Source organism: Litoribrevibacter albus (assembly GCF_030159995.1).
Taxonomy (GTDB): domain Bacteria; phylum Pseudomonadota; class Gammaproteobacteria; order Pseudomonadales; family Litoribrevibacteraceae; genus Litoribrevibacter; species Litoribrevibacter albus.
Map to the genome: position 1 here is coordinate 1 of NZ_BSNM01000002.1, position 26,496 is coordinate 26,496.

The window sequence follows — 26,496 nt, forward strand, 5'->3', positions numbered from 1 at the left end:
TGATGCTAACGCATCAGGGCTTTTTTATTGCGCGGGAAAAATGCGCTAAGAAACAGTTCCTTGCTGATTGGATGCTGAAAAGCCCAGCCTCTAATCTCTAATCCCTAATCCCTAATCCCTAATCCCTAATCCCTAATCACTAATAAGTTTCAAAGCCTATAAGGCAAACTCATTGGGCCAAAGGTAAACAGGGTATTCCTAACAAGACGTGACCCTCAGAACATGGATAAGCTGTTCCTGTTCCTGTTCCTGTTCCTGTTCCTGTTCCTGTTCCTGTTCCTGTTCCTGAATATACACAAAATCTCTCATAGCCTATTGAACCTCTGTTTGTATAATGGCTTTCTTTTATTCAACGTTTTAAGGGTTTTCAATGGCTAAGCGAAAGACAGCATACGTCTGTACAGAATGTGGTTCTGATCACTCTAAGTGGCAAGGGCAATGTTCTGGTTGCGGCCAGTGGAATACTCTAAAAGAGTTTGTGGTTGATACTGGCAAACGGACTTCAGCAGCGAGTGTTCGTAGTTCAGGCTATGCTGGTCAGACGACTCAGAAAGTGGTCGCACTTAATTCGGTTGATTTGGCAGAGATGCCAAGAATTACAACCGGTATGCAGGAATTTGATCGAGTATTAGGCGGTGGTTTAGTTCCTGGTTCAGTAATTCTAATTGGTGGTCATCCAGGGGCTGGTAAATCGACGTTGTTATTACAGACCGTATGTCGAATGGCTGCATCTCAACCTTGCCTTTATGTAACAGGTGAAGAATCCCTTCAGCAAGTGGCAATGCGAGCTCAACGTTTGGGTCTACCTACAGATAACGTCAATATGTTAGCTGAAACGGACGTCGAGGCGATTGTTAACATTGCTCGTCAAGAACAACCGAAACTCATGATCATTGACTCAATTCAGGTGATGCATTTAGCAGGATTAGAGTCAGCGCCTGGTAGTGTTTCGCAGGTACGAGAATCTGCGGCGTTCCTGACACAGTTTGCAAAGCAGAGTCAGACGATCTTGTTTTTGGTCGGACATGTGACGAAAGACGGTTCTCTGGCTGGCCCTAAAGTGCTTGAGCATATGATTGATACTTCCATTATGTTGGAAGGCGAAGCGGACGGGCGTTATCGAACCTTACGGGGGATTAAGAACCGATTCGGTGCGATCAATGAATTGGGTGTTTTTGCCATGTTGGATAAGGGATTGCGCGAAGTTAAAAACCCGAGTTCAATTTTCCTTTCCAGAGGCGAGGAAGCTGCAGCAGGCTCAGCGGTTATGGTCATCTGGGAAGGTACACGCCCGATGCTGGTCGAAGTACAAGCGCTGGTTGATGAAAGTCACTTTGGCAACCCTCGTCGTGTGGCCGTAGGATTGGATCAGAATCGTTTATCGATGCTTCTCGCAGTAATGAATCGTCATGGTGGTCTTCATACTGGTGACCAGGATGTCTATGTGAATGTGGTTGGTGGCGTGAAAGTTACAGAGACTAGCTCGGATCTGGCTTTGGTCATGGCTATTCTATCCAGCTTCCGTAATCGGTCATTGCCTATGGATATGATGGTGTTTGGAGAAGTCGGTTTGTCTGGTGAAATTCGCCCTGTACCAAGTGGTCAAGAACGCATTCGAGAGGCAGCAAAGCATGGCTTCAAGAAAGCCATTGTTCCTAAAGCCAATGCGCCTAAAGAAACAATTCCCGGTCTGGAAGTGATTCCGGTAACCCGGATTTCAGAAGCATTGGATTATCTTTCTTAGTGACATTTTTGTCTGTTTAAAACTAAGCTTAAATCACGAAATAATGTTTCGGTGAGTTGGATTTCCCATGCCTTGTTGTCAACGTTTAACGCTTTTCTTCTTTCTTGTATGTTGTTCTTGGGCAAGTGTCGCCCAAACTTTGTTTGTGCGTCCTGCTCAGTCCGAACATGATATCAGCCATAGTTTTTTTGTCTCACTCTTGGAGCAATCGTTAAAGAAAAGCGGTGCTTATCAAATCGAGGTTTTGAAGGTAGAGGACCTGACTCAGGATCGCGGATTTTTACTGCTCAAACAGCACCGGCTGGATGTTTTTTGGGCTGGGATTAACCCGGTTCGGGCGGATAATTTCAGAGTGATTACTGTGCCTCTGACCATGGGGATGCTGGGTCACCGCTTGCCCGTCATTCGTCGACAAGACAAAGCGAAGTTTGATGCATTGGATGAAGTGGAATTAAAAAAGCTTCGGGCATGTCAGGGAAGTCAGTGGCCTGATTCGGATATTTTGGAACATAACGGTTATCGTGTTGTGAGAGCGCCAAAGTTTGCAATGATGTATGACATGTTGAGTGTGGGGCGTTGTCATTACTTCCCGAGAGGACTGAATGAAGTTTATGGTGAGGTTTCTTCTTTCGAGCAGTCGGGTGGGGCGGATGACTTGATTGTCTATGACAAAATAGTGCTCAAATACAGATTTCCAATGTTGTTTTTCACCCACAAAGATAATGAAGCTCTGGCTCAAAAGATTGATGCAGGTTTGCGTAAGATGGTGGAATCGGGTGAGTTAATGCAATTCATAAAATCGCATCCAGTCACCCGTGATGCCTTTCCTCTAGAACGTTTTGCAGAGAGCCGGATTTATGAACTGGTGAATCCGCTGCTCACGGTTCCTTTGCCTGAAGATAATCACTACTGGATTCATCTTTAAATCGCTTCTCTCGTATTCGGCAAGGCTATCGATAGCAAGGCCGCAAATCCGACAAACAAGGCGGATACCCAGAGACAGGTAATCAGTCCGTATGCCTGGAATAACCAACCGGACAAAAGTGTTCCTATCAGCCGTCCCATTGCATTTGCCATATAGTAAAAGCCCACGTCCAGAGATACACCGTCATTTCTTGCGTAGCTGACGATCAAGTAGCTATGCAAGGATGAGTTTATTGCAAACAAAGCACCAAAGATCATGAGTCCACCCAATAACGCTAAGGTTGGATTTAACTCAAACGTTAATGCCAGAGCAATAAGTACCGGTGTGAATAACAGCAAGATCGCCCAAACAAAGGCATGATGACCATTAGGCGGTTGGTTTCCGTTGCGGTTAGTAATCTTCGGGGCTTGCGTTTGTACCGCACCATAGCCGATGACCCAAATCGCGAGAAAGGCTCCGACAGACCAATGGTCCCAGCTAAATTGAGAGGCTAGAAAGACAGGTAGTGCGACGACAAACCAGACATCTCTTGCACCGAATAAAAACAATCGGGCGGCGGAAAGGTAGTTAATCGCACGGCTCTTGGAAAAAATGTCTCTGAATTTGGGTTTATTCTTCGCTTTACCCAAGTCCTTCTTGAGTAAGAACATACTGAGTAGCCAGACCAGAGCTAATGCAATGGCCATCGTAAAGATGGCGACCGTAAACCCGAGTGTCATCAATAAAAAACCACCCAGGAAAAACCCTGCGCCTTTTAATGCATTCTTCGAGCCTGTGAGCACTGCAACCCATTTGTAAAGGGTTTGCTCTGAGCTAGAGACGGATTGACTGTCTGAAGGCACCAACAGCTTGATGGCGCTCTTGGCGCTCATCTTGTTCAGGTCTTTGGCAATACCGGATAACGCTTGAGCAGCCATCACCCAAGCAACGGTCAGCCAGTCGTCAGGTACCAGTAGCATCGAAAGCGCAACAACCTGAAGCGCAAGACCTATGTTCATGGTCTTATTCAGCCCTAAGTGTGCGCCTAACCATCCGCCTGTTAAGTTGGTAATGACCCCAAAAATTTCATAGAACAAGAACAGCAGGGCGATGTCCAGAGGGCTATAACCCAGAGTGTGAAAGTGCAGCACTACAAGCATGCGCAGTGCACCATCGGTCAGGGTGAAAGCCCAGTAGTTTCCTGTGATGATGAAATACTGTTTTATTTCTGACGAGAGTTGAGAAAAGCGTTCTAACATCAGGCTTGATCCATCAGCCCCACTTTTTTAACTAACTCAACAGTACGATTTGCATACCCCCACTCGTTGTCGTACCAAGTATAGATTTTTACCTGGGTCTCGTTAACGACCATAGTTGACAGTGCATCGATAATGCTGGATCTAGGATCTGTTTTATAGTCGATGGATACCAGTGGGCGTTCTTCAAAACCTAAGATTCCTTGGAGCGTCGTTTCGGATGCTTCTTTGAGTAACCGATTTACTTCTTCAATTGATGTCGCCTTTTCAACCTCAAAGACACAGTCTGTTAATGAGGCATTAGCCAGAGGAACACGTACAGCGTGGCCATTCAACTTGCCTTTCAGCTCGGGGAAGATATGTGTAATCGCGGTTGCCGAACCTGTTGTGGTAGGAATTAGGCTCATTCCACAAGCACGGGCTCGGCGGAGATCCTGATGCGGTGTGTCCAGAATGGATTGTGTGTTAGTGATGTCATGAATGGTGGTCATCGAACCGTGCTTAATGCCCAGGTTTTCATGAATTACTTTTACCACTGGAGCCAGACAATTGGTGGTGCAGGATGCCGCCGTGATGATGGGGTACAAATCCGGATCATAGAGGTCATCATTAACGCCAAGTACGATATTGAGTACGCCGTCTTCTTTGACAGGCGCGGTAACAACCACACGCTTAACACCTTGATCCAGATAGCTTTGGAGTAGGGCTTTGCTTTTCATTCTGCCACTGGCTTCAATGACGATATCGCAATCCGACCAATCAGTATCTTCAATGCGGGTGTTTTGAGTACAGACGACGGATTGGCCATCAATAACGAGTGAATTATTCACTGCTTCGGCTTGATATGTCCAACGACCGTGGACAGAATCGAAATTCGTTAAATGTGCCAAGGTTTCTGCGTTACCGGCGGGATCATTGATTTGAACAAATTCAAGTTCAGGCCAGTCCCAGGCGGCGCGAAAGGCAAGGCGTCCCATTCTTCCAAAGCCGTTAATACCTACTTTAATTGCCATGATCAGCTCCTAATAAAAATGATGACGGTGTGATCGGATATCACTTAGGGAATTCACTAAAAAAGCGAGATCAACTACAACAGGTTTGCATTCGAATAGGACGTTCCCCCATAGCATTAAGATTCGCTATATTAGGCTCAATCCATGCGGGATTTGCGTTCAATGTAGTAAGAATAATCTCTTTAGCCCAGTTAGCCAGTTCAGGGTTTATCTGATAGAAAATCCATTGTCCCTGCCTTCGGTCTGTGAGGATCTCATACTTACGAAGCTGAGCAAGGTGGCGAGAAATTTTAGGCTGACTCTCATCAATGGCAGCGGTAAGTTCGCAGACACAAAGCTCATATTCATGTTGAATCAGAAGAAGGCATCTCAAGCGGGTGTCGTCCGCTAAACATTTGTAAAAGTTTACTGGGTTCATGGAAACCTGGGCTGGGTGCAAATAATCAAGCTGATATGATATATGGAAAATCATATATATGAAATAACATATGTATGGTAAAAAGTATTTTAATAAGCAGCAAACCTTATTTAGATCAGGAAATTTAACGCTATCTGGGCTAAATTTATCTCCTGTATAAGGAAATAAACGCTGACCTACTCAAGGTTAAGGGTATTAGATCCAACAATAATTAAATGAGCATAGGAATTGAGCGGGTTTGAATAAACTAAACCTTGGGCATAAGTTAGCATTGATCACCACCGCCTGTGTCTTCCCTTGTGTCTTTTTGGCATCGTATTTTATTAACTTTCAAACCAAGGAACTGCTGCTTTCTGAAACCAATAAGTTTGTTCAGGTTACTCTGCAAAATACGTATAACTTAGTTGAAAGCCAATTATTGGGTGTCCAGCACAGTGCCAAGATCATTGCCGCAGGGACAGCGTTTTCAGAAGCTTTGCAACGTACAAACTACAATGAGCTTACTGAAAAACTAAATACCGTTGCCGCAGCTTATCCAGAACTCTTTTATCTGACGATTTTGGATTCAAACAAGCAGATTGTAGCGGCTAACTCGCAAGACTTTTTTACCAACCAGTTAACGCCTCGAGGCTTAATAGGCAAAGACATGAGTAAGGAAGTGATGGCGCCTAACTTCCACCCTCAGTTGCCTTCTATGGGAACCCCCGGAGAAGACCCGTATTTTAATATTTTAAGTGTCTACGACCGCCGAAAATCTCAGTGGTTTTCGGCGCCTATTTTGTACAAAGGGCAAACCTTAGGCTGGGTTGTGCTTGCTTATCGTTTTGAAGAGTCCATCTCGTTTGAGATCGATCAAGTGATTAAGCGACTACAAACCTATGACTACCCGTTGGTGGGCGGACATTTGGTCAATGAACACAGCCAGCAGTTTGCTGGAGAAGAGCAAGAGCATTCGAGTTACTTCACTCAGGAACGAAACCTCTATCTGGGTGGAGAGAAGTTTGTACTGGAGTTTTATTTCGATGCCAATAAATTAACTGCGCCATTACGCAATCAGACAATTATTGTGATGACGACGGTTATTCCTCTGATGCTGATTCTTGTGGTTGGAGTATTTTGGGCGTCTGACAGACTCATTTTAAGCAGAATACGAAATGTTCATAAAGGGGCGAAGTCCTTTAGTCAGGGTAACTTTCATTATCGTATTTCGGACAAGGGGGAGGATGAGATTAGGTCTTTGGCCAGTACGTTTAATGAGATGGGCGATGCGCTGGACAAGTACAAAGAGAATATGGAATCCCTGGTGGATGAACGCACGGCTGAAGCCGAAGAATCGTCCCAGTTTTTGTCCAGTGTCCTGAATAAAGCGGCAGAAGGCATTATTACCATTGATGAGCAAGGAAATATCCAATCCTTCAATCAGGCCGCAGAAATCATTTTTGGATATCGCTTTGATGAGGTTCAACAACAAAACATCAGCCTCTTGTTACCAACTACTGACTCTGACGAGCAAAGCAACGGAATTGCAAAATACCTTCATGATCAGCGGGATGATTTTCTCTCATCCGGGCAAGAACTCACAGCGGTTCGTAAATCTGGCGAAGTCTTCCCAATTGAAATGTCTGTCTCTGAAGTTACCTCTTCTAAGGGGCGTTTCTTTACCGGCTTAATCCGCGACGTTTCAGAGAAAAAACGTGCAGAGCGACAAATTACAGAAGCCAAGGAACGCCTCGAACTGGTGGTCAACAGTACCGCAGTAGGGATCTGGGACTGGCAAATTCAAACAGGAGAAGTTCAGTTTAACCGTCGCTGGGCTGAGATTATTGGCTATGAGCTGGAAGAGCTTGAGCCAATTACTATCGATACCTGGACCGGATTGGCGTACCCCGAAGATCTTGCTGACTCAGAGCGGCTTCTCAATGCACACTGGGCGGGAGAAACCGAATATTACGTGTGTGAAGCCCGAATGAAACACAAAGCGGGGCATTGGGTTTGGGTTCTTGATACCGGGCGTGTTGTGGAGTGGGATGATCAGGGGAACCCTGTGCGAATGGTTGGCACACACCTTGATATCACTGAGCGGAAGAAGGCTGAGAATGAACTGATCCGCTTCTCCCGTATTGCCAACCAAACTGATAACGCTGTGATTGTGACGGACACCCAAGGCAAGATTCAATGGGTTAACCCTTCGTTTGAAGCCTTCACCGGGCATTTCTTCAATTCGGTTAAATATCAGAGCCTGGAAAGCTTGTTATCTCAGGACGGTGCCGATTCCGCCGTCTTGTATGAAATGACACAGAGCTTTGAACGAGGTCAGGCCTTCCGACTTGAGCTTAGAAACAATCATACTTCTGGAGCAGAGTATTGGTTGGATCTTCGGTCTACTCCGCTTACTGACGAATACGGAGAGCTGCAAGGGTTTGTGGTTTTTGGTCTGGATATTACACACCAGAAGCAGGCAGAAGCACGGTTAGCCCAACAGCAACAGCTTCTGGAGCAAATGAGCTTACAGGGCCGTATCGGCGCTTGGGAGTACGATTTGGAGTCAGGGCAGATCTATTGGTCGAACATGACCAAATACATCCATGAGGTGCAGGAAGATTTTGAGCCTAAAATAGAGGATGCGATCAACTTTTATAAAGAAGGCGACAGCCGGGAGCGGATTCAGAGCGCAATTAGCAAAGCCATTGAAACGGGTGATCCCTGGAATGAAGAGTGTCAGCTGGTCACGGCTCAGGGGCGTGAAATTTGGGTTCAGGCAACGGGCCGTGCTGAAATTAAAGAGGGCAAATGCCTGAGACTGTTTGGCTCGTTTCAGGACATAGATAAACGGGTTAAAGTGCAACGTGAGTTAGCAGAAGCTAAGGATCTTGCTGAGCAAGCGGCCATTGCCAAAAGTAATTTCCTGGCGTCGATGAGTCATGAGATTCGTACACCTATGAATGGTGTGTTGGGGATGCTCTCGTTATTAGCGAAAAGCCCTCTGTCCAGCGAGCAACTGCATCATGTGCGTTTGGCCAAATCCAGTGGCGAGTCTTTATTGGTGTTGATTAACGACATTCTGGATTTCTCAAAAGTTGAGGCAGGTAAGCTTGATCTTGAAATTCTGGAATTTGATCTCAGGGCTATGTTGGGCGACTTTGCGGAATCCATTGCCCAGAAAGCGCAAGAGAAAGGGATTGAGCTGATCCTGGATATCACTGAAATTCATTATACGCGCGTGAAAGGTGATCCGGGCCGGTTGAGACAGATTCTCACCAACCTGGTAGGGAATGCCGTCAAGTTCACCACCAAAGGCGAGGTGCTGATACGAGCGGCCTTGACTGATATGGGCGATTCGAAATTGAGCCTGGATGTTAGCATTACCGATACAGGTATCGGCATCCCAGAAGACCGAATTAAATCTCTGTTCGATTCCTTCACTCAAGTAGATGCATCTACCACTCGCAAATATGGCGGAACAGGGTTAGGTCTGGCCATCAGCAAGCAGCTCTGTGAATTAATGAACGGCTCTATTTCTGTAGAAAGTACACCAGATCAGGGCAGTTGTTTTACCTTTAACGTTGAACTGGCCACCAGTGCAGAGACTCAACAGGTGGTGCCGGCCGTATCGATCAAAGGTCGGGAAATCTTGGTCGTTGATGACAACGCCACTAACCGCGAAATTCTTCAGAAACAGTTAGAGTTATGGGGCGCCAATGTAACGGTTCTCAGTGATGGCTTTGAAGCGATGCAATGTATAGATGCTCGCTTTAATGATGACGAAAAGTTGAATTTTGATGTGGCATTTGTCGATTTCCACATGCCAATTCTTGATGGGGCTGAGCTTGGACGTCGAATCAGAAGTAACCCTCAATACGATTCACTTCAATTGATCATGATGACCGCCATCAGTAATCGAGGCGATGCCAAGTTTTTTGCTGATTTAGGGTATCAGGCATATTTCCCGAAACCGACAACCACCTCCGATTTGTTTAATGCCTTGTCCGTCGTACTTGATAATGGGGAGGCCCTGCATGAGGCCGATCCATTAGTTACGCGTCATTACATCAAGGAATTAAAAGATAAAGAAAGGAGTGATCGGATTATTCTGCCTTCCTTAGAAAAAACGGCTGAAACATTGGATCTTTCTGTACTGCCAGAACAAGAAGAAGTCTCGGTTGATTTATGGCCGGATAAGACTCGATTGCTGTTGGTGGAAGATAACTACATCAATCAGGCGGTGGCTCAAGGGATTCTGGAAGGCATGTCGTTAAGTTGTGACATCGCAGGAAATGGCGTTGAAGCCATTGCGGCATTGCATCAAGCACCTGAAGATGCGCCATATACTCTGCTCTTGATGGATTGCCAGATGCCGGAAATGGATGGCTATCAAACCACTCAGGAAATTCGTAATGGTGCAGCGGGTGAGCGATTCAAAGATGTCACCATCGTTGCGATGACGGCCAATGCGATGAAAGGGGATAGAGAGAAGTGCATTGACGCTGGAATGAATGACTATCTTTCAAAGCCCATTGAAGCCAAGTTACTGAAACAAATGCTTCATAAGTGGCTTGAATAAAGACTTTTTGAGAGGCTTGAATAAATCGTTATAGGTGACTTGAATAAGCGCTCATCAGTGATTTGAAAACAGCCTATAGCCGTTGGGCTAAAACGCTTCTCACTTTAAAGGGGCTGAAACAAATGTGTTCGGACGGTCTCAGCTGCTCTTTAAGCTTTGCTGAGGTTATATGGCAGGTAACATATGATTGATGGCTGCCGTAACATCCGATGCGACGTCGGCCGGTGGTGAAATCTTTAGCTCATCGCCGGGTTGGTATTTTCCTGTTTTCACCAAACAGGCTTTTAAACCGGCTTTTCTTGCCCCTTCAATATCACTGATGACATCATCACCAATCATTAATATTTCATGACGTTTACAGCCGGTCGAGGCAATGACTTGTTCGAAAAAGGCAGTGGAAGGCTTACCCGTAACAATTGCTTGTTGTTCCGAGGCAAACTCCAACGCTTTAACAAAAGGGCCTGTGTCTAGATGTAGACGATCTTCATCCTTAAAGTAGCGATTGTTGCCAATCGCAATCAGCGGTGCGCCTGTGGATAACACTTCGAACGCCTTATCCAAGTTTTCGTAACTCATGTCATGTTCTGCGTCACCAATAACAACGGCGTTAAAGGGGGGCGTTTCAATCTCTTCGAATTCTGATTTGATGTTTGAGTGAACCAGGCAATAAGGAGATAAGTTGCGCTGGATACACCAGCTTTTTGCCGCTTCCGGAGCTGTGAATAACTGATCTTCCTGGATCTGGAAATCCATCGCGTGTAGTTCACTGAGGATTTGTTGTCTTGTTTTTCGTGACGTGTTGGTGATGAAGCGAAGAATTAACCCACCGTGTTCAAGACGATTAATGGTTTTGGCGGCATGTTCAATCGGGTGATTGCCTTCAAACAGGACACCACTGAGATCAAAAAAGATTGCTTTTATCATCTCTTACATTCCTTCATCGCAAGGTGGGGGCTCAGGCACTATCTACTCAGTATAGTTGCCACCAGAGTAATACAAAGAGATTAGAAAAAGTCTTAGGTATGGGCTATATATTAATCACTTAGTTGCTCATGTGGTTGAATTTTGTACAAGAGTTAGTTCTTTCCGACGCCTGATTTTAGAAGGGGTTCAGGATGAAAGACGAGTCGATACCCGAGACGTCATTAAGATTACTTGATCAAATTACGCGCTTTTTCAAACAGGCAACATACTATCTACTTATTTGGAATAATCGCGTTGTAGATATCTCTCCTCGTTTGTTACACCTACTGGATTACGAGACCTTTGAACAATTTCCGGATTATTTTGCCAAGCTGATTCCGAAAGATAAGCCCAAAGAATTCCTCGTCTACCACAAACTCTTTGCGGATGAGGAACAGCGGGAAAACTACGACATGAAGTTGGTGGGGAAATACGGTCGGGAGATGACGCTACGCTTTCGTGCTCAGCAAATTCATCTGGATCATGACCAAACGGTTGCGATGTTGATCGGGGAAGATGTTACTTACCAGCAGAAAAAATTAGAAGATCTCAGCGACGATTCCAGTCTCTTTACTTACAACCCTTACGCCATTGCCATTACCGATGCGATAGGTCAGATCAGTAAGGTGAATCCCAAATTTCTACAAAAAACACACTTTTCGGAAGAGGATGTCTTGGGGTGCAGCATTTTTGAGCTGAAGCATCTTGATGGCTATGACCCGGATAGCTTGTTAAAAGAAATCCTTAATCACAATGATTTCAGGGCCGAGTTTGAAAGCTCGACCAAAGAAGGTTATCGCTACGACGAAGACCTCTACATTATTCCCGTCTACAAATACGGGCAATTGGACAGTTTATTATTCATCGGCGATGACATTTCTTCGAAGAAACGGCAGTTGTTGAATCTGGAGCAAAAAGCCTATTACGACGATCTCACCGGCTTTTATCGCAAGGATGTGGGGCGTTCGTTATTGCATGAAGTATGCGGTTCGGGCAATCCATTCGGATTGTTCTTTATCGATTACCGGGATTTCAAAGGCATTAATGACGATCACGGCCATCATGTAGGTGATGAAGTGTTGAGACAGGGCGCGAACCATATTAAGGATGCCCTTCGAAAAGAAGACATTATGATTCGCTGGGGTGGCGATGAGTTCATCATCATTGTTCCTAACATACCCCATGCTCATGCGATGACGGTGGTTGCGAACAAAATTCTCAACTCGTTTATTTCGGTCGAAGTGGATGGACAGTGTTATTACCCGGAGATCGATGTGGGCGGAAGTTTCTGTGGCTCAGGGGCATCAGCCAGTTATGCGATGGAAGTGATCAAAGCTGCCGATGCCAATATGTATCAGGCTAAAAAGCAACGCCTACCGTTTTGCATCACCGAGTTCGGTACGGCTTAGTCGTCATGGCACCTAATTGGTGTCGCTTATTTGGATGCCTGGAGTTCATTGAGTGACCAGTCGTAACGGTAATCAATGCCGTTGTGGTCTTCATCATACTGCTTGAGTCGGGTAGCCAACTCGGGTGAAGCGTATCGAATCAGATGTTGAATCACGTCTTTTTCTTCCTTGCCAAAGTCTGCTTGATACCAGTGATAGATTTTGGATAACACAAGCTCTTCGTCTTCCCAGCTAACGCCTCTTGAGTGGTTAATGTAGGCTTTGGCGCCTTCCTCCAGTAGTGCCTCAATATTGTCTGAGGTGTAGGCCGATGCCGCTAAATTAGGGCAGGATAGACTGGCGCAATTGACGGCATAATGAATTCTCGGGTCTTTCCAGATCGGACGAAGGATGCGATGTTCAATATCATTGAGGGTTAGCGTCTGACCCGCGACGGTTATCGCAGGGTCATCCCACGGACCAAAGGAGAAGAAGCTATCGCCCAGTTTTCGGATGCTGGTGGTTGGATAGTGATCCAGAATCAGCTGAACGGTAAGGGCGTTGTAGAGATTAATCCAATAGGCTTTCTGTTCCTGTTTTGCATAGTCTCTGGGATCAAGCTTGCTCATCTGGTTTAAATAGCTGGCCAAGCTTTGTTTATCTGACGTCGTTACCGCTTGATAGTCGTAAAGGTGGATGCCACTGGGATGATTCGAACTCAGATACGTCTTCAGATTGTCTTGCCAGAGCGTGTGATCAATGGTGGCGGTGTTATTGTCATTACTTTGATCCCAATATGACCAAATGTCGTCTGCCCGCACCAAGGCACTGATCAGTGACAGGATAAATATCAGAACGTAATTATTCAGAGATGAGAATAGAGTTTTAGCCGGCATAGGATTCAAAACAAGTGCATCAGAGTGAAACAATTAGAAACACAATTCACTCAAAAGGTTCCTTCCCCAAACGATAATGTGTGGTAACGATAGGCTTTGAAGTCGGACGACCAATGTTTTTGAGGCATTCCTGCTTTCAGTCGAAGTTGATCTAAGAAGTCATGCTGGTCGGGCAGTTGCTCCCAGACGCTCGGAAGAAAGGTGGCTTGTCGGAAGCCATCCCGAATGGTTAAGCCGTCTTTATGGGGTTCCAGTGCCGAGAGCAATTCTTCCTCACTGGTACAGGGAATCTCCGTTTCCGGGCTAATCAAGGAGATGTCGATCTGGAGCGTTTGAACTTCTTCCTGCGTGACAGGTGGAAACCGGTAATCTTTAAATGCGGCCGCATACGCATGCTCAACCACGTCGTTGATCAGTGGTTGGAAGGCCGTGAGTGCTCCGATGCAGCCTCTTAGTTTTCCATTCAAATGCAAGGTTACGAAACAACAGCCCGGCTGATGGAGTAGTTCATCATCGGCAATCCCAAGCTCTCTGGCTTGATGTCGGGTAAAGTCGGCAAGATCGGGATCTGCACATTGAGTCCCATGTTGAATGGTTGTGCGCGCTAACGTCAGTAACTTGATCTTTTGTTGTGGAGTCAGATCAGAATAGGGCATAGGCGCCATACCCCACTACCTGGTTTTTTGTACCTGCAGTGTCCCCAGAGTTTCTGAGATCCAAAGTGGAGAGTGTTAGATGATGGTGTTTGGCTGCCATCAAGGCTCCATTTAACGCATAGCATCCACAGGCCTGATCGCAATTAATGTCTGTGTGCAGGTGCTCGATGGCTGAGCTGGTTTGTTGGTCGAGTTCACGGGCATGTTCATAGGCGTGGTAGTGGCTCAGATCGGTGCTGATGACAAAGAGTGTTTCCTGACCTCCCCAAAGAGCATTAATGACGCCGCTTACAATATGGGGCTCTGTCTGCCCAACGACCAAGGGGACGATTTTGAAGTCCACAAGAATGCGTTGAAGGAAAGGCAGTTGTACTTCCAGGCTGTGTTCGTAGGCGTGTGCGTGAGGGCTCACTTTTACCCCGTCCAGATGTTTAATGGTCAACAGCGCTGACTGATCAATTTCAATGTTACCGAAGGGGGTTTTGAAGTAACTGGCGTCGGGAATGGCGACCCCTTGTAACGGTACACGATGAGATGGCCCAAGAATAACCACACGCTTAATTGTGTCGGTATAGTCTTCAAGCTGGTGGTAGGCCGATGCTGCCACAGCCCCTGAATAAATGTAACCGGCGTGGGGACTGATCAGCATTTTTGGGCAACGACTTATGGGTTCTGATTCGATGGCTGAATCCATGAATTGAGCGATCATGGCTGAAAGCTGCTGACTATCATCAGGATAAAAGCTTCCAGCGACTGCAGGTTGTCGTATGTACATGTTTCAGCCCCATTTCTGCAATATCTGGACTAAATTTAAAGAAGGCGCAGACGGATTTGTGCGAACGTTAATCCAGAGTAAATTTTTGGCTCAGAACACCTATTAGTATAGCAGGCTCTCTTCTTGTGGGTGTTGGATAGGTAGAACACCAGGTCTTATGGTCTGATTCTAGGAGGCCATCACATGTCGCAATCAATGACACAGAAATCAAAAATACAGTCACCTCCAGCCACTTTTCCTACCAAGTACTGGCATGCGATCGATGGCGATCGAATTCAGTGTGACGTATGCCCAAGAGCCTGCAAACTGCATGAAGGACAACGTGGATTGTGCTACGTTCGAGGGCGTGAAAACAACGAAGTGGTGCTCTATTCTTACGGCCGTTCCAGCGGCTTCTGTGTTGATCCCATTGAGAAGAAACCGCTGAACCATTTCTATCCCGGCACGTCGGTACTGTCTTTTGGCACGGCTGGCTGCAATCTGGCCTGTAAATTTTGTCAGAACTGGGACATGAGTAAGTCCCGCCAGATGGATACCCTGGCTGATACCGCTATGCCGGAAACCTTGGCTCAAGCTGCGGCTAATCTGGGCTGTAAGAGTGTTGCTTATACCTACAATGACCCGGTGATTTTTCTGGAATATGCGGTGGATACGGCGTTGGCCTGTGAACAGCATGGCATTAATTCGGTGGCGGTGACTGCCGGTTATATTTGCGATACGCCCCGACAAGAGTTCTTTCGACATATGAACGCAGTGAATGTCGACCTCAAAGCGTTTTCACAACGCTTCTATAAACATTTATGCGGTGCTGATTTGGATGCGGTACTGGACACCTTGAAGTATCTGAAACATGAGACGTCTTGTTGGTTGGAAGTTACTACCTTGTTGATTCCCGATGAAAACGACAGTGATCAGGAATTAGAACAAATGACGCAGTGGTTGTTCGATGAACTGGGACCCGATGTGCCGCTGCATTTCAGTGCTTTTCACCCGGATTGGAAAATGCGTAATAAACCGCATACCCCGGCAAGTACATTAACCCGCGCTCGCGGGATTGCCTTGAATGCCGGACTGAACTACGTCTATACCGGCAATGTGCATGACACAGCGGGCAGCAGTACCTATTGTCCTGTGTGTGATTTAAGGGTTATTGAGCGAGACTGGTATGAGTTAGGCCAATGGCAGTTGGATGCGACCGGACATTGCCTTAATTGTGGGCATCAAATTCCGGGGATGTTTCAGGGTGAAGCGGGGAATTGGGGCGCCAAGCGTCTTCCTGTGCAGCTATCTCAACATGCATAGTCAACACGCCTAGAGGCGGCCGACTGTGTTTGTCTGTATTCGTCTGTATTTGTCAGTACTCGTTTGTTCTCGTTTGTGTTAGAGCAACATTAAATCTTCATTAAAACCTTTGTAAGCTACTGTATTCGAGGAACTTCTGGGCTAGTATTAATTCCAATCCAGTGTTTGCAACCCTCCTAATATAAGTCAAGGAACGCTTATGGCCCGCCCGATATCTCTTGCAGCAGCGATTGCTTTATCTCTTTCCTCTACGCCACTTATTGCCGAACCCATTAAACCTATCCCTCAAGAGTCAGGTTTCTCTGGTTCGCTCGTTGTGGGTTTGTCTGCTACGGAATACTCCAGCAACATGATCGCCGGGCCGAATGGCGATTTGGCCGATTCAAACATTGATAGTCTTGATGATAAGCCAGGATCGGAAAGTGACGTCTCTCCCTTTTTTACCGGTGAATTGAACTATACCTTTTCGAAATCCCGCACTCAGTTATTTCTAGGGTCGGCGCTGGAAGACTTGGTTCGATACGATTTAACCTTCCAGGCGGGCGTACGCCAGGAACTGGCAGATAAGAGCATTGTCTACGGCGCCTATTTGTTCTCGGCCATCCCTACCGAGGTTTATGCTGACCCTTATCAGACGGGGTCTTCCCGTGATGAAACCGATCGTGCTTCGTCCGGTGCACGAATTGGCTGGCAAGGTATTATGGGGTCAGGATTTGGTGTGGAACTGACCCACCGAAGCATTGAGCTGGACGATGAAGACTCCGGCGATGCCTTGGTGGCGCAAGGCGCCATCACCGCTGCTCAACAAGATGACTTGAGTCGTGAAGGGGATTTGAATGCCATCACGATCAGTTATCGACACTCGATCGCGCAAGGTCAGTTTCTCGTTCCAGAGATCAACTATCGGGATTATGATCTCGATGGCGAGGCGATGGCAAAAAGCCAATACGGTGGATCGCTTGCCTATTTCTATAACACACCTCAATACTCCTTAATTACCACGGTGTTTTATTCCCACTTTGAACACGATGAAGAAAACCCTATTTACGGGATTACTGAAGAAGGGGACTCGTTTGGTGGCAGCATTGTCGGCACATACCACAATCTGTTTGGTTGGGAAGGATTCTCTGGTTTAGCGACGGTGGGCTATGCCGAGTCTGATTCGGATATTAATTTCTATGATGCCGATGTAGTGACCGGCTCATTGGGTGTTCTCTACCGTTTCTAACTAACCGGTTTATAGGGGCTGCTCCCCTTAAAAACAAAAAGGCCGAATCTTGTTATGAGATTCGGCCTTTTTTGTGTTCCTGATGAATCATTCATGCTTACACAGGGTTTAGTCTATGGTACGAACCCATTCCTGACCTTGTTTGCAGAACTCATAGCGACCGCTGGAGGTATGGCCCTTGCTGTCGGCCACACTGATGGCTGCATCCCGGCAGCTTCGGTCTTTGTTGGTGTGTTGATCCAGCGGTACGATTGAACCGGTGACGCCTGCATGACGAATGCTCCAGCTTACCGGGAAACCATCCGCCCCATCGTTTAGGGCTTCGGTGAGCTGACGGTTAAGCTCGTCCCAGTCCTGCTGTTTAAAACGAGCCAAAGGCGATTGTTTGATCTTCCATACACCGTCGGATTTGCAGACATCAAAATTAAAGAACATCTTTTTGTCGTGTTTGCCTTTAAGTGAAAAGCGGGTTTGACGGCACTGGGTTCCGTCTTGTTGGAACGTCACATTAGGACGAACGATACCTTGCAGATTACTTTCGTCAGACTTCCATAACGCTTTTTCTTTATCGCTTAGGGTATTTAATTGCTGACCGACAAAGCTTTTAAATGATTCAGCTTCGGAATCTGTAAACTCTGAGACAACGGTATCGGCCAAAAAGTTAAGGTTGCCAGCAAAGCTAAATGAGCTGATGCCTAACAGACAAGCTGAAACAAGCAGTTTGAATCGCATTGATATCTCCCTAAAGCGATAATCTGGAATAAGCAGTTCCGGATGGTTGAATTGGTCGGGCTAGTAAATGACCTGACTAGTTGTACTGGTCTGAATGAACAGTTCTGACGAATCCGGAATGATTTAGTTTCACGTATTTCTTTGTGATCGTTCAATTGTGATCGGTTAATTGTGATCGTTCAATGGCGATCATTTGGTTGCCATAAAGTGTAATCGTATCTTTGGGGATGTGAAACGCTTTTGTGCTTTCTCGATCTTGGTGTTCACTTTTCCACCCGTGCTTTCAATTTCTCAAATCGCTCAATTTCTCAAATCTCTACTGACACATCCTGACACTGGGCTCTTTTATAGTCGTTTCTGTGGTCATGGCGTAAAACACATTTCGGATGGATGTCCGGTTGGCCTTGATACGTGTTGACTCACACAAACAAATACTAAGAAAACTAAGGAGTAGGAAGATGTCACAGTCTCAAAAAGAAGCCCTGGAAGTATGTCTTTTCAAATTGACGGAAGATACTGAGAAGCAGGCATTCATGGAAGCCAATGGCGAGCTGGATCAGTGGCTCAAAGCACAGGACGGTTTTATGTTCCGTTGTTTGTCAGAAAAAGAAGATGGCACCTGGATTGATATCATTCATTGGGCATCGAAGGAGGCGGCCAACAAAGCGGGCGATGGGTTCATGGAGACCTTTAAAGACTCTGATTTTATGCGGGCTATTGACCCGGATACGGTCAACATGAATCATGCTCAGGTTGAAGTGGCGTATCCGGCAGGGTAATCGACCAGTAAGAAAGGACCCGAAACAATAGGCAGGGTATGAATAAGGCAGAGCGGCTATTTCATTTAACGACCTTACTCAAGTCGCGGCGTACCGCCGTTACGGCTGAGGTATTGGCTGAAAAGCTGGAGGTATCGGTTCGCACTGTTTATCGTGATATTCAGGCGCTTATTGTTTCGGGGATTCCGGTGGAGGGGGAAGCTGGTATTGGTTACCGGTTGACGCCTGGCTTTGAAGTGCCGCCACTGATGTTTCGTAACGATGAATTGCAAGCCCTGTTGGTGGGGATTCGGATGGTGAAAGCCTTTACCGACCCGGAATTGGGGGCGGCGGCCTCTTTGGCTGAGGATAAAATCCTCTCAGTGTTGCCTGATCGTCTGAAAGGATACGCTGAGAACCAACCCTATTGTATTCCTGTCATGAGCCGAGATGACCCCAAGCGTGCTCGTCACCTTGAAATTCGTCGCGCCTGTGAGCAGATGCAAAAGCTGTCGATCGCCTATCGGGACGAGCAGGGGCAGCAAACCGAACGGGTGATCTGGCCATTGGGGTTAGTGAGTTGGGGGGATCGGTGGACGCTGGTGGCTTGGTGCGAGCTACGGCAAGACTATCGTCATTTTCGCTTCGATCGCATTGCCTCATTACAGCCGTTAGGTGAGTTCTTTGAGACCTCGGAAACGCTCAGTTTGAAGCATTTTCTCAGTACAGTGGATGCCGACTAGAAGCTTGATCACAAATAAATTGATCAAGTAAGGGAAAGCCCTGTAACGCTTTGGGTATCGGTGCAGAAGGGGGAAGATTCATAGTTCCAAATAGAACTGACGGCCTTCAAGCCGCCGGTTTTAGTTCGATGGTCGAAATCTGTTAACGCGCTTTCAGGTGTTTCCATTTCAGCATGTCTTCGACCGCTGCAAGTATGCTTTCCTTCGCGGGAATGAACTCAATCTTCAATTCGTTTTTGATCTTGCTGTTGTCGAATTGCATGGCCTTGCCCATGTTGGTTCGCATGTAAGTGCCCACACCTTTAGGCTGAGTGTATGACAACAATTTCATCACTTTCGTCCCTAACGGGTTCGCCATGTTGACTAACGGCAACCGATAATTGCGATAGCCGCTGTCTTTGAGGAACTGAACCAGTTCGGTCATCGTCATCGACTGATTTGCACAGAGGTAGCGACCAGAGGCTTCAGGCGTTTCCATTGCAAGAATGTGTGCTTTTGCCACGTCTCGTACATCTACAAATCCCCAGTTGACGGTCATGATGGTCGGGAACAACCCTTTCATAATGTCGCGGATGATCTGGTTGGAGGTGTTCAGGCTTGGGCCATAAGACGGGCCGATCACAATGAAGGGATTAATCACCACCATATCAAAGGTTAAATCGCTGTCTTCCATAAACTTCCAGGCGGCTTGTTCAGCTTTGGTTTTTGAAAAGTAGTATGGGTTGCGATCCAGAGAGGATTTGGTATTCCAGTCGGCTTCGGTGAATACGTGATGATTGTCCGGTTCGTCGGTGATTGCGGCGATAGAGGAGGTCAGTATCACTCGTTTGACGCGAGGAGACTTTTTACAGGCTTCCAGCACATGAACTGTGCCTTGTACTGCCGGGTCCACAAGATCCCGTTGTGGATCTTTTACATCAATAATGTAAGGGCTTGCGGTATGGAGGACGTAATCACAGTCAGACAAAATATCATCGAATGCACCTTCGCTCAGTAGGTCGGCTTGTACTAACCGAAGCCGCTCTTCAGCGCCTTCGAGACCAGTAAGGTACGGGTATTTACTGTCGTCGCCACGGACGGTTCCGATGACGTGGTAGCCTTTTTGCAACAGTTGCTCAACGGCGTGGGCGGCGATAAACCCGGATGCGCCGGTGACGCAAACGGTTTGTGGTGTGGTGTTGGTTGCTGTTGTTCCCATAAGTGCGCTTCCTGAAATCTTAGTTGTTATGTGTTGTTTTAGATCCGGCTTCTGAGGCTGGTTTTTATGTACAGCTTCTTGTTCTCTATAAAGATCCTTAGGTGATGAGTGTGCAGATCATGTACTGTCGAAATTATTACAAATCAGTCTTTGATAGTAGTCGTTAATTGGATGTTTGCGTTCGACAGGGTTAAGAGAATGCTTTATGTTTAGTCTGCTACTACCTTGTTCTGAAATATAAATACATCTTCTGAATTTATCTTGTTCCGAGTGTTTGGATTGCCTATGAATTACCGAATCTTAGTTGCGGATGATCATCCATTATTTCGTGCCGCTATTAATCAAATTATGTCTGTTCAGTTGGACGGCGTAGTGATTGATGAAACGGATTCGGTGTCTGGTTTACAAGCGAAACTGGAAGAGAATCAGGATGCAGACCTGATCTTGTTGGATCTGCATATGCCTGGGGCGCAAGGATTCTCGGCCCTGGTGTTCTTACGCAATCATTATCCGGACATCCCTGTTGTGGTTATTTCCGCTCAGGAAGACCCTGTGGTGATCGGTCGTGCGATGCAGTTTGGGGCGGCGGGATTCATTCCGAAATCGGCCGAGCCGAAAACCATTAAGCATGCGATTGAAACCGTCTTGGGAGGCGATCTTTGGTCACCTGAACCTGTCACCAACATCAATGAACGTTCTCAATACGAGCAGGAAATGGCGGAGAAGCTGGCGTCGTTGACTCCCTCTCAATTCAAGGTGTTGGTGATGATGAATGAAGGGTTGCTGAATAAACAGATTGCTTACGAGCTGGAGGTTTCTGAAGCCACCATCAAAGCCCATGCGACGGCCATTTTTCAAAAGCTGGGGGTTCGTAACCGCACACAGGCGGTGATCGCCTTGCACGAGTTGGACATTGAGCACCCGGCCCATGTTGCCACAGATGACACTAATTCAGATCAGTAATTTGTTCTCAGAGTTGCTGTTCGGGCGTTCTCTGGGAGGCTTAAGAATTACTTTTCAGAAACGGGATGGGCGATGTGATTAATGTTGATCAGGTCACGACAGTCGCACCCTTTTTTAATCAGTTCCGACTTCTCCAAGATAAAACTCATATAATTCAATGAATTGATCATGACCCCGCCGATACCCATCATGGAGAGGCTTTCTTCCCGGTTCGGAAGTTTGAGTTGTTGGTAGGCGGCTTCAGTTTCTGAGTCTGAGATGCCCAATCGTTGGCTGATGTATTGAATATCGTCCAGAGATTGTGCTTGAAAGTCGGTCAAGGCGCGGTAATACCCTGCAATGAACTGCTCAATGTTCTCTTTTGACGGTTTATTTTCCCCTCTGGAAATAGCCACCACATCAATGATTTCGTTGGGGATATCTTTCGAGCTAAACAGCAGGTTAGCGCCCATCGCTTTAATCTTGGCGGCTTGGGGATCAAAGGTAATGATGGCATCCACCTCGCCAGCGGCAAAGGCGTCCGCGTGTTTATCAATGGTCAGCGTTTTTTTGTGGAGATCACCTTCTTTCAAACCGGACACCTGAAGAAAACGTGCATACATGTAAGCACCCAAGGCGCTGTCTTCCAAGCCTAAGGTTTTACCTTTGAGGTCATAAATGCTTTTTATGTCTGGTTTGGTGAGCAACATGTCGCCCCCGTCTGAAACATCGGTGATCAGAATGACTTCGATGGGGAAGTTTTTATCCCAAACCTGAAGTACTTCATCAAGGGTCAAGGCTGCCGCATTAATCTTGTTGTTCATGAGAGACGTCATCACCTCAGACGCAGAGGCATGTTGCACTATGTCTACCTGATCTTGGGAAAAATACCCTTTGTGTTCGGCGAGGTACATCATTTCATAGCCAGGCCAAAGATTAGTGCCCAGGACTATCGGTGTTGTTTTCTCTGGCTCACTTGGACTGCATCCAGATAAGAGAAACAAGGAAAAAAACAACCAAAAAACGCGCATAGTAAAATTCCTGATAGTTCATTGTGGTGATGTTTAAATACTTAGGGAACCGCTGAATAAGCCCCGTTTTGCTCTAGAGTGGACTTATTCAGCGGTTCCCTAGTCAAATTAGTATAAATTATCTTAGCCTAATCGCTTTTGATGGAGATTAATGTCCTTGTTGTTTTTGAGGAAATATTCTTCCCAGAAGCTTTTTATGTACTTAGACTTTGCATTAAGGCCCGTAATTTGGCCGGTTTAATCGGTTTGCTCAACAGTTTGCATCCCAGTGCACTGACTTTTTCTTTAACGTTCGTTCGTCCGTCTGCCGAAATAAAAATGGCAGGGCCGTCATAGCTGGCCCGGTTTCGTAACGCGATGAGCGCATCTGTACCCAGTTGTCCCTGATCGAGATGGTAGTCAATGAGTACCATCTGCAATTCCTGCTGTTTAGCAAGCGTCACGGCGTCTTCGGTGTTGGTGGCTTCTAATACTTGATAGCCCCAGCGACTGAGCAGCGCTGTCATACCTTTTAACACCTCTGGTTCATTGTCGATGCACAGAACGCTGTTTTGAGAGGGCACTTGTCCAGCTTCGGCTGGGACGTCAATTCCAGAAAGCGGAGCCGTCTGGCTGGATGAGCCCAGAGTGGAAGCGACGTTCGAGGTAGACGCTAGCTTCTGACGGCCTTGCGTCGGCAATTCAAGAGTAAAGCGGCTGCCTTTACCCAGCTCGCTCGCCACCGTAATCTTCCCATCCAACAGATCCGAGAAACCTTTGGCAATGGCAAGGCCCAGACCAAGCCCGCGATCATGAGAACGTTGATGTTCGTTCAGTTGGGTGAAGGCATTAAATATGTTGCCAAGATCTGCTTCCGGGATCCCGGGGCCGGTGTCCCAAACCTGGATAGACACCTTATCTCCCACGGTTCGACAGCCAAGAAGCACCTTACATCCCTGACTGTAACGAATGGCGTTGGTCATGAAGTTTTGCACAATACGGCGTAGCAAGCGGCGATCTGTGGTCACCCTTAGCGAGCTTTTCACGTAGCTCAACCGACAATTGGCTTGTTCGGCCATCGGGCGGAATTCCTGAATCATCGGGCCGAGTAACTCATCCAGAGCAAAGGTGTCTTCGGATACCTTGAGATTGCCGGATTCCAGACGGGAGATGTCCAGCAGGTCGGTAAGCATGTCTTCGGCAGACCTCAGTGATTGATCGATCGAGGAGGAGAGCTGACGCTGGTGTTCCGGTGAGCTGGCGTGCTGAATTAAGTCATCCATCAGCGCAGAGGTAAACAGGCGCGCAGCGTTCATCGGTTGCATTAAATCGTGACTGACGGCGGCAATGAAGCGGCTTTTACTGGCGCTGGTTTGTTCGGCTTTTTGAGTCATTTGAATCAACTGACGATTGAGCTGGCGTAGTTCGTCGGTGCGCTCTTGCACCCGCTCTTCTAACGCCTCATTCGCATTTAACAGCGCTTGCTCGGCCTGTCGGAAGGTGGTGATGTCGTTAAAGCTCATCACAAAACCACCGTCGGGAAGTGGATTGCCCCGTAACTGAATGACGGTGCCGTCTTCACGTTCGCGTTCTGATACGTGCTCGGTTGGATTTTGTAAGTGACGAATGCGCTTTTGAACCAGTCCTTCCACATCTCCAGAACCACATAAGCCGCGTTGGGCGTTGTAACGGATGAGTTGTTCAATGGGCATGCCCACCTGAATCAGTTCCTGTGGATAATTGAACAGCTCAAGATAACGATGATTCCAGGCCAGCAGTTTCAGTTCTTTGTCGATGACACTGATGCCTTGCCCCATGTTTTGAATGGCGTGTTGCAGCAGTTCGCGGCTTACCTGTAGGGTTTCAGACGTTTCGGAGGCAATGGCTTCCACGTCATCCCAGGGCACATGCTGCCCTGAAATGGCGGCGTTCAATACCGCTCGGGCCGAGGCTGCACCGATTACTGCACTCATTAAATGTTCAACTTGTTCGATTTCCTGCTGACTGGCCCGCTCATTGGTGGGCTGTTTCGTAAAGATCGCGTTCAGTTTGCTCTGTTCAACAAATCGGCTGGCTATGGTGTTTAGTTCATCCTGAGTGATTCGAGTGTTTAGCAAACTCTCTTGTTGATCCACGGATTCCAGTTGCGTGCCCTGAAAACGTGCGGCTTGAATGCGCTCGTTGATGTGGGTTTTAAAGTAACGTGAGCCAATAATGAAGCCGGTTAAATTGAACAACAGACTTAACGCGGCGCCCCGGGTAACAGGATCGAACCACTCAATGGTCAATAACGATTGTGGACGTAGCCAAACCGGTAGACTGGTGGTGAGGGACGCAAGCCAGGGTAAGTGTTCTATCCAGATAGGCAAAATCAGTGTGTAGAACCAGACGCAGACGCCCAGTACCAGGCCAATAATCACACCGGAGCGATTGGCATCCTGCCACAACAGTGCTCCTATCATCGCCGGGGCCAGTTGTACCACAGCGGCGAAGGCAATTTGACCGATGGTAGCAAGGGCTTCGGTGTTTTCGATAAACCGATAAAAGAGATAAGCAAAGAACAGCAGCATCAAAATGGTGGTACGGCGAGCGTTGAGCAGAATGCCCCTGAAATGCAGGTAGTTGGTGTTCTTAACCTGATCTTTCCTCAGTAAAAACGGCAGTACGATGTGGTTGCTGACCATAATGCTCAAGGCTACTGTTGAGACGATGACCATGCTGGTGGCCGCTGAGAATCCTCCAAGGAAGACCAATAGTGATAACCCTGGTTTATTGGCTTCAATAGGCAACATCAGAACGTAGGTATCGGCCGATACCGAATCACCAAACAGCAATTTACCGGCCACGACCAACGGAATCACAAATAAACCCACCAGGATTAAGTAGGCAGGGAAGATCCATCGAGCCACCAAAAAGTCTCTGGGGTGGGTGTTTTCCACCATCGCCACATGAAATTGTCGGGGCAGACAGATAAAGGCGCCGGCGGCTAATAACACCTGAACCAGCATACTGCTGTTGAATGGTGAACTGGAAAGCCAGTGCTCAATCTGAGGATTGTTGGTGGCCTGCTGTTCTATCTTTGCCAACAAATCACCGACGCCATCAAATAATCCATAAGTAACGAAGCCGCCGAGTATCAGAAAGGCCACCAGTTTGACCACCGATTCGAAGGCAATGGCGTGCATTAGCCCCCGATGATGCTCATTGGCCGACATATGACGTGTACCAAAGAAGATAGCGAAAATCGCCATCGTCACGGCTACGGTCAAGGCGATGTCTTGTCGATCATTGATGTGAGCGAGATCTGTTGGGTCGTTGCCGGTAAGCGCTATGTAACCCATGACCAGAGCTTTCAATTGCAACGCGATGTAGGGAAGCACTGAAATGGCTGCAATTACAGTGACCAGCATCGCCAGACCTTCGTGCTTGCCGTAACGAGCAGAAATAAAGTCGGCAATGGAGGTGATGTTTTCTCGGCGCGACACCAGAATCAGGCGGGCATAGAAACGCCACATCAGCAGAAAGACCAGAATGGGGCCGAGGTAAATGGGCAGGAAGGACCACAGGTTTTGCGCCGCTTGGCCGACCGCTCCGAAGAATGTCCAGGTGGTGCAATAGACCCCTAGGGTCAAACTGTACACCCAAGGCGAACTGTGGGGGATATCCGACTCGGAACCAATATTGGCAGTACGATCGCCGCGCCAGGCAATAAAAAACAACAAACAAACGTAGCCGAACGAAACGAAAGCAATTAACCAAGTAGACATAAAAAATTCATCAGGCCCCAGTGTGTTACAGCTAACACCGTCAATGGTTATTAACAGTATGATTTTCAGATGGTTTTAAGCATAGGGGGTTCTGACCTCAAAGCCAATTGGACTAAGGTCGAGTCAGTGAGTGACAGTTAGTGTTCAGGTCACCTTAACAATTCTGCAAAGTAGGCTACAGTGTAGTAGGTAAGAAATACTTCGAAGTCTTGTCGTAGGTGGAGCTCTGATGTGTAGAGTCT

Annotated in this window: 20 protein-coding genes; 9 read left to right on the forward strand and 11 right to left on the reverse strand. The window is 47.1% G+C overall.

Translation table 11 applies throughout. The annotated features are described in order from the left end of the window. The first annotated feature begins 370 nt into the window (after nucleotides 1-370). Nucleotides 371-1,744: a DNA repair protein RadA gene (gene radA / locus QQL66_RS00160; RefSeq protein ID WP_284377343.1), complete on the forward strand. Its 1,374-nt coding sequence runs from the start codon at nucleotides 371-373 to the stop codon at nucleotides 1,742-1,744. Nucleotides 1,745-1,811: 67 nt separating this feature from the next. Then, nucleotides 1,812-2,669, forward strand: a complete 858-nt coding sequence (locus QQL66_RS00165) for a type 2 periplasmic-binding domain-containing protein (RefSeq protein ID WP_284377345.1) — start codon at nucleotides 1,812-1,814, stop codon at nucleotides 2,667-2,669. On the opposite strand, the gene arsJ is transcribed toward QQL66_RS00165, so the two are convergent. From arsJ to QQL66_RS00180, 3 genes are all read right to left on the reverse strand, one after another. Next, on the reverse strand, nucleotides 2,666-3,907 hold the full coding sequence (gene arsJ / locus QQL66_RS00170) for an organoarsenical effux MFS transporter ArsJ (protein WP_284377347.1): 1,242 nt from the start codon (nucleotides 3,905-3,907) through the stop codon (nucleotides 2,666-2,668). The two genes, QQL66_RS00165 and arsJ, sit on opposite strands and share 4 nt — an antisense overlap. Further along, nucleotides 3,907-4,917, reverse strand: coding sequence for an ArsJ-associated glyceraldehyde-3-phosphate dehydrogenase (locus QQL66_RS00175; protein WP_284377349.1), 1,011 nt, complete (start codon nucleotides 4,915-4,917; stop codon nucleotides 3,907-3,909). The genes arsJ and QQL66_RS00175 overlap by 1 nt, the downstream gene beginning before the upstream one ends. Nucleotides 4,918-4,987: 70 nt before the next feature. Further along, nucleotides 4,988-5,290, reverse strand: coding sequence for a metalloregulator ArsR/SmtB family transcription factor (locus QQL66_RS00180; RefSeq protein ID WP_431356875.1), 303 nt, complete (start codon nucleotides 5,288-5,290; stop codon nucleotides 4,988-4,990). A gap of 283 nt (nucleotides 5,291-5,573) precedes the next feature. On the opposite strand from QQL66_RS00180, the gene QQL66_RS00185 reads away from it, so the two are divergent. After that, nucleotides 5,574-9,896, forward strand: a complete 4,323-nt coding sequence (locus QQL66_RS00185) for a PAS domain S-box protein (protein ID WP_284377353.1) — start codon at nucleotides 5,574-5,576, stop codon at nucleotides 9,894-9,896. A gap of 165 nt (nucleotides 9,897-10,061) precedes the next feature. Here the strand turns inward: QQL66_RS00185 and QQL66_RS00190 are convergent, their stop codons facing one another. Continuing rightward, a complete protein-coding gene (locus tag QQL66_RS00190; protein ID WP_284377355.1) occupies nucleotides 10,062-10,820 on the reverse strand; it encodes a TIGR01458 family HAD-type hydrolase in 759 nt (252 codons plus the stop codon). A gap of 191 nt (nucleotides 10,821-11,011) precedes the next feature. On the opposite strand from QQL66_RS00190, the gene QQL66_RS00195 reads away from it, so the two are divergent. After that, nucleotides 11,012-12,268 carry a diguanylate cyclase domain-containing protein gene (locus QQL66_RS00195; RefSeq protein ID WP_284377358.1) on the forward strand — a complete coding sequence of 419 codons (1,257 nt, stop codon included), beginning with the start codon at nucleotides 11,012-11,014 and terminating at the stop codon, nucleotides 12,266-12,268. A 26-nt stretch (nucleotides 12,269-12,294) separates the two neighbouring features. Here QQL66_RS00195 and QQL66_RS00200 read toward each other — a convergent pair whose 3' ends face one another. The 3 genes from QQL66_RS00200 to amrB are packed head-to-tail and all read right to left on the reverse strand — an operon-like array spanning nucleotide 12,295 to nucleotide 14,574. Continuing rightward, entirely contained in the window at nucleotides 12,295-13,143 is an 849-nt protein-coding gene (locus QQL66_RS00200) for a DUF547 domain-containing protein (protein WP_284377360.1), read from the reverse strand. Nucleotides 13,144-13,193: 50 nt separating this feature from the next. Further along, entirely contained in the window at nucleotides 13,194-13,808 is a 615-nt protein-coding gene (gene amrA, locus QQL66_RS00205; protein WP_284377362.1) for an AmmeMemoRadiSam system protein A, read from the reverse strand. Next, nucleotides 13,786-14,574: an AmmeMemoRadiSam system protein B gene (amrB, locus tag QQL66_RS00210; RefSeq protein ID WP_284377364.1), complete on the reverse strand. Its 789-nt coding sequence runs from the start codon at nucleotides 14,572-14,574 to the stop codon at nucleotides 13,786-13,788. Before amrB ends, amrA begins: the two co-directional genes overlap by 23 nt. Before the next feature lie 183 nt (nucleotides 14,575-14,757). On the opposite strand from amrB, the gene amrS reads away from it, so the two are divergent. After that, nucleotides 14,758-15,876, forward strand: coding sequence for an AmmeMemoRadiSam system radical SAM enzyme (gene amrS / locus QQL66_RS00215; RefSeq protein WP_284377366.1), 1,119 nt, complete (start codon nucleotides 14,758-14,760; stop codon nucleotides 15,874-15,876). Nucleotides 15,877-16,075: 199 nt separating this feature from the next. Next, on the forward strand, nucleotides 16,076-17,104 hold the full coding sequence (locus QQL66_RS00220) for a DUF2860 family protein (protein ID WP_284377368.1): 1,029 nt from the start codon (nucleotides 16,076-16,078) through the stop codon (nucleotides 17,102-17,104). 108 nt (nucleotides 17,105-17,212) lie between these two features. Here QQL66_RS00220 and QQL66_RS00225 read toward each other — a convergent pair whose 3' ends face one another. Beyond that, nucleotides 17,213-17,836 (reverse strand): hypothetical protein, encoded by a 624-nt coding sequence (locus QQL66_RS00225; RefSeq protein WP_284377370.1) that lies wholly within the window; start codon nucleotides 17,834-17,836, stop codon nucleotides 17,213-17,215. A gap of 458 nt (nucleotides 17,837-18,294) precedes the next feature. On the opposite strand from QQL66_RS00225, the gene QQL66_RS00230 reads away from it, so the two are divergent. Together QQL66_RS00230 and QQL66_RS00235 are read left to right on the forward strand one after the other, a co-directional pair. Continuing rightward, nucleotides 18,295-18,615, forward strand: a complete 321-nt coding sequence (locus QQL66_RS00230) for a hypothetical protein (protein WP_284377373.1) — start codon at nucleotides 18,295-18,297, stop codon at nucleotides 18,613-18,615. Nucleotides 18,616-18,653: 38 nt separating this feature from the next. Continuing rightward, a complete protein-coding gene (locus QQL66_RS00235) occupies nucleotides 18,654-19,337 on the forward strand; it encodes a helix-turn-helix transcriptional regulator (RefSeq protein WP_284377374.1) in 684 nt (227 codons plus the stop codon). Nucleotides 19,338-19,479: 142 nt separating this feature from the next. On the opposite strand, the gene QQL66_RS00240 is transcribed toward QQL66_RS00235, so the two are convergent. Next, entirely contained in the window at nucleotides 19,480-20,535 is a 1,056-nt protein-coding gene (locus QQL66_RS00240; RefSeq protein ID WP_284377376.1) for an SDR family oxidoreductase, read from the reverse strand. Between the two features lie 279 nt (nucleotides 20,536-20,814). Here QQL66_RS00240 and QQL66_RS00245 point away from each other — a divergent pair, with 279 nt between their 5' ends. Then, the gene (locus QQL66_RS00245; RefSeq protein ID WP_284378038.1) at nucleotides 20,815-21,498 is read left to right on the forward strand and encodes a response regulator transcription factor; all 684 of its coding nucleotides are present in this window, start codon (nucleotides 20,815-20,817) and stop codon (nucleotides 21,496-21,498) included. A gap of 47 nt (nucleotides 21,499-21,545) precedes the next feature. Here the strand turns inward: QQL66_RS00245 and QQL66_RS00250 are convergent, their stop codons facing one another. After that, nucleotides 21,546-22,508, reverse strand: coding sequence for an ABC transporter substrate-binding protein (locus tag QQL66_RS00250; RefSeq protein ID WP_284377378.1), 963 nt, complete (start codon nucleotides 22,506-22,508; stop codon nucleotides 21,546-21,548). A 194-nt stretch (nucleotides 22,509-22,702) separates the two neighbouring features. Beyond that, a complete protein-coding gene (locus QQL66_RS00255; protein WP_284377380.1) occupies nucleotides 22,703-26,254 on the reverse strand; it encodes a hybrid sensor histidine kinase/response regulator in 3,552 nt (1,183 codons plus the stop codon). Between the last annotated feature and the right edge of the window lie 242 nt (nucleotides 26,255-26,496).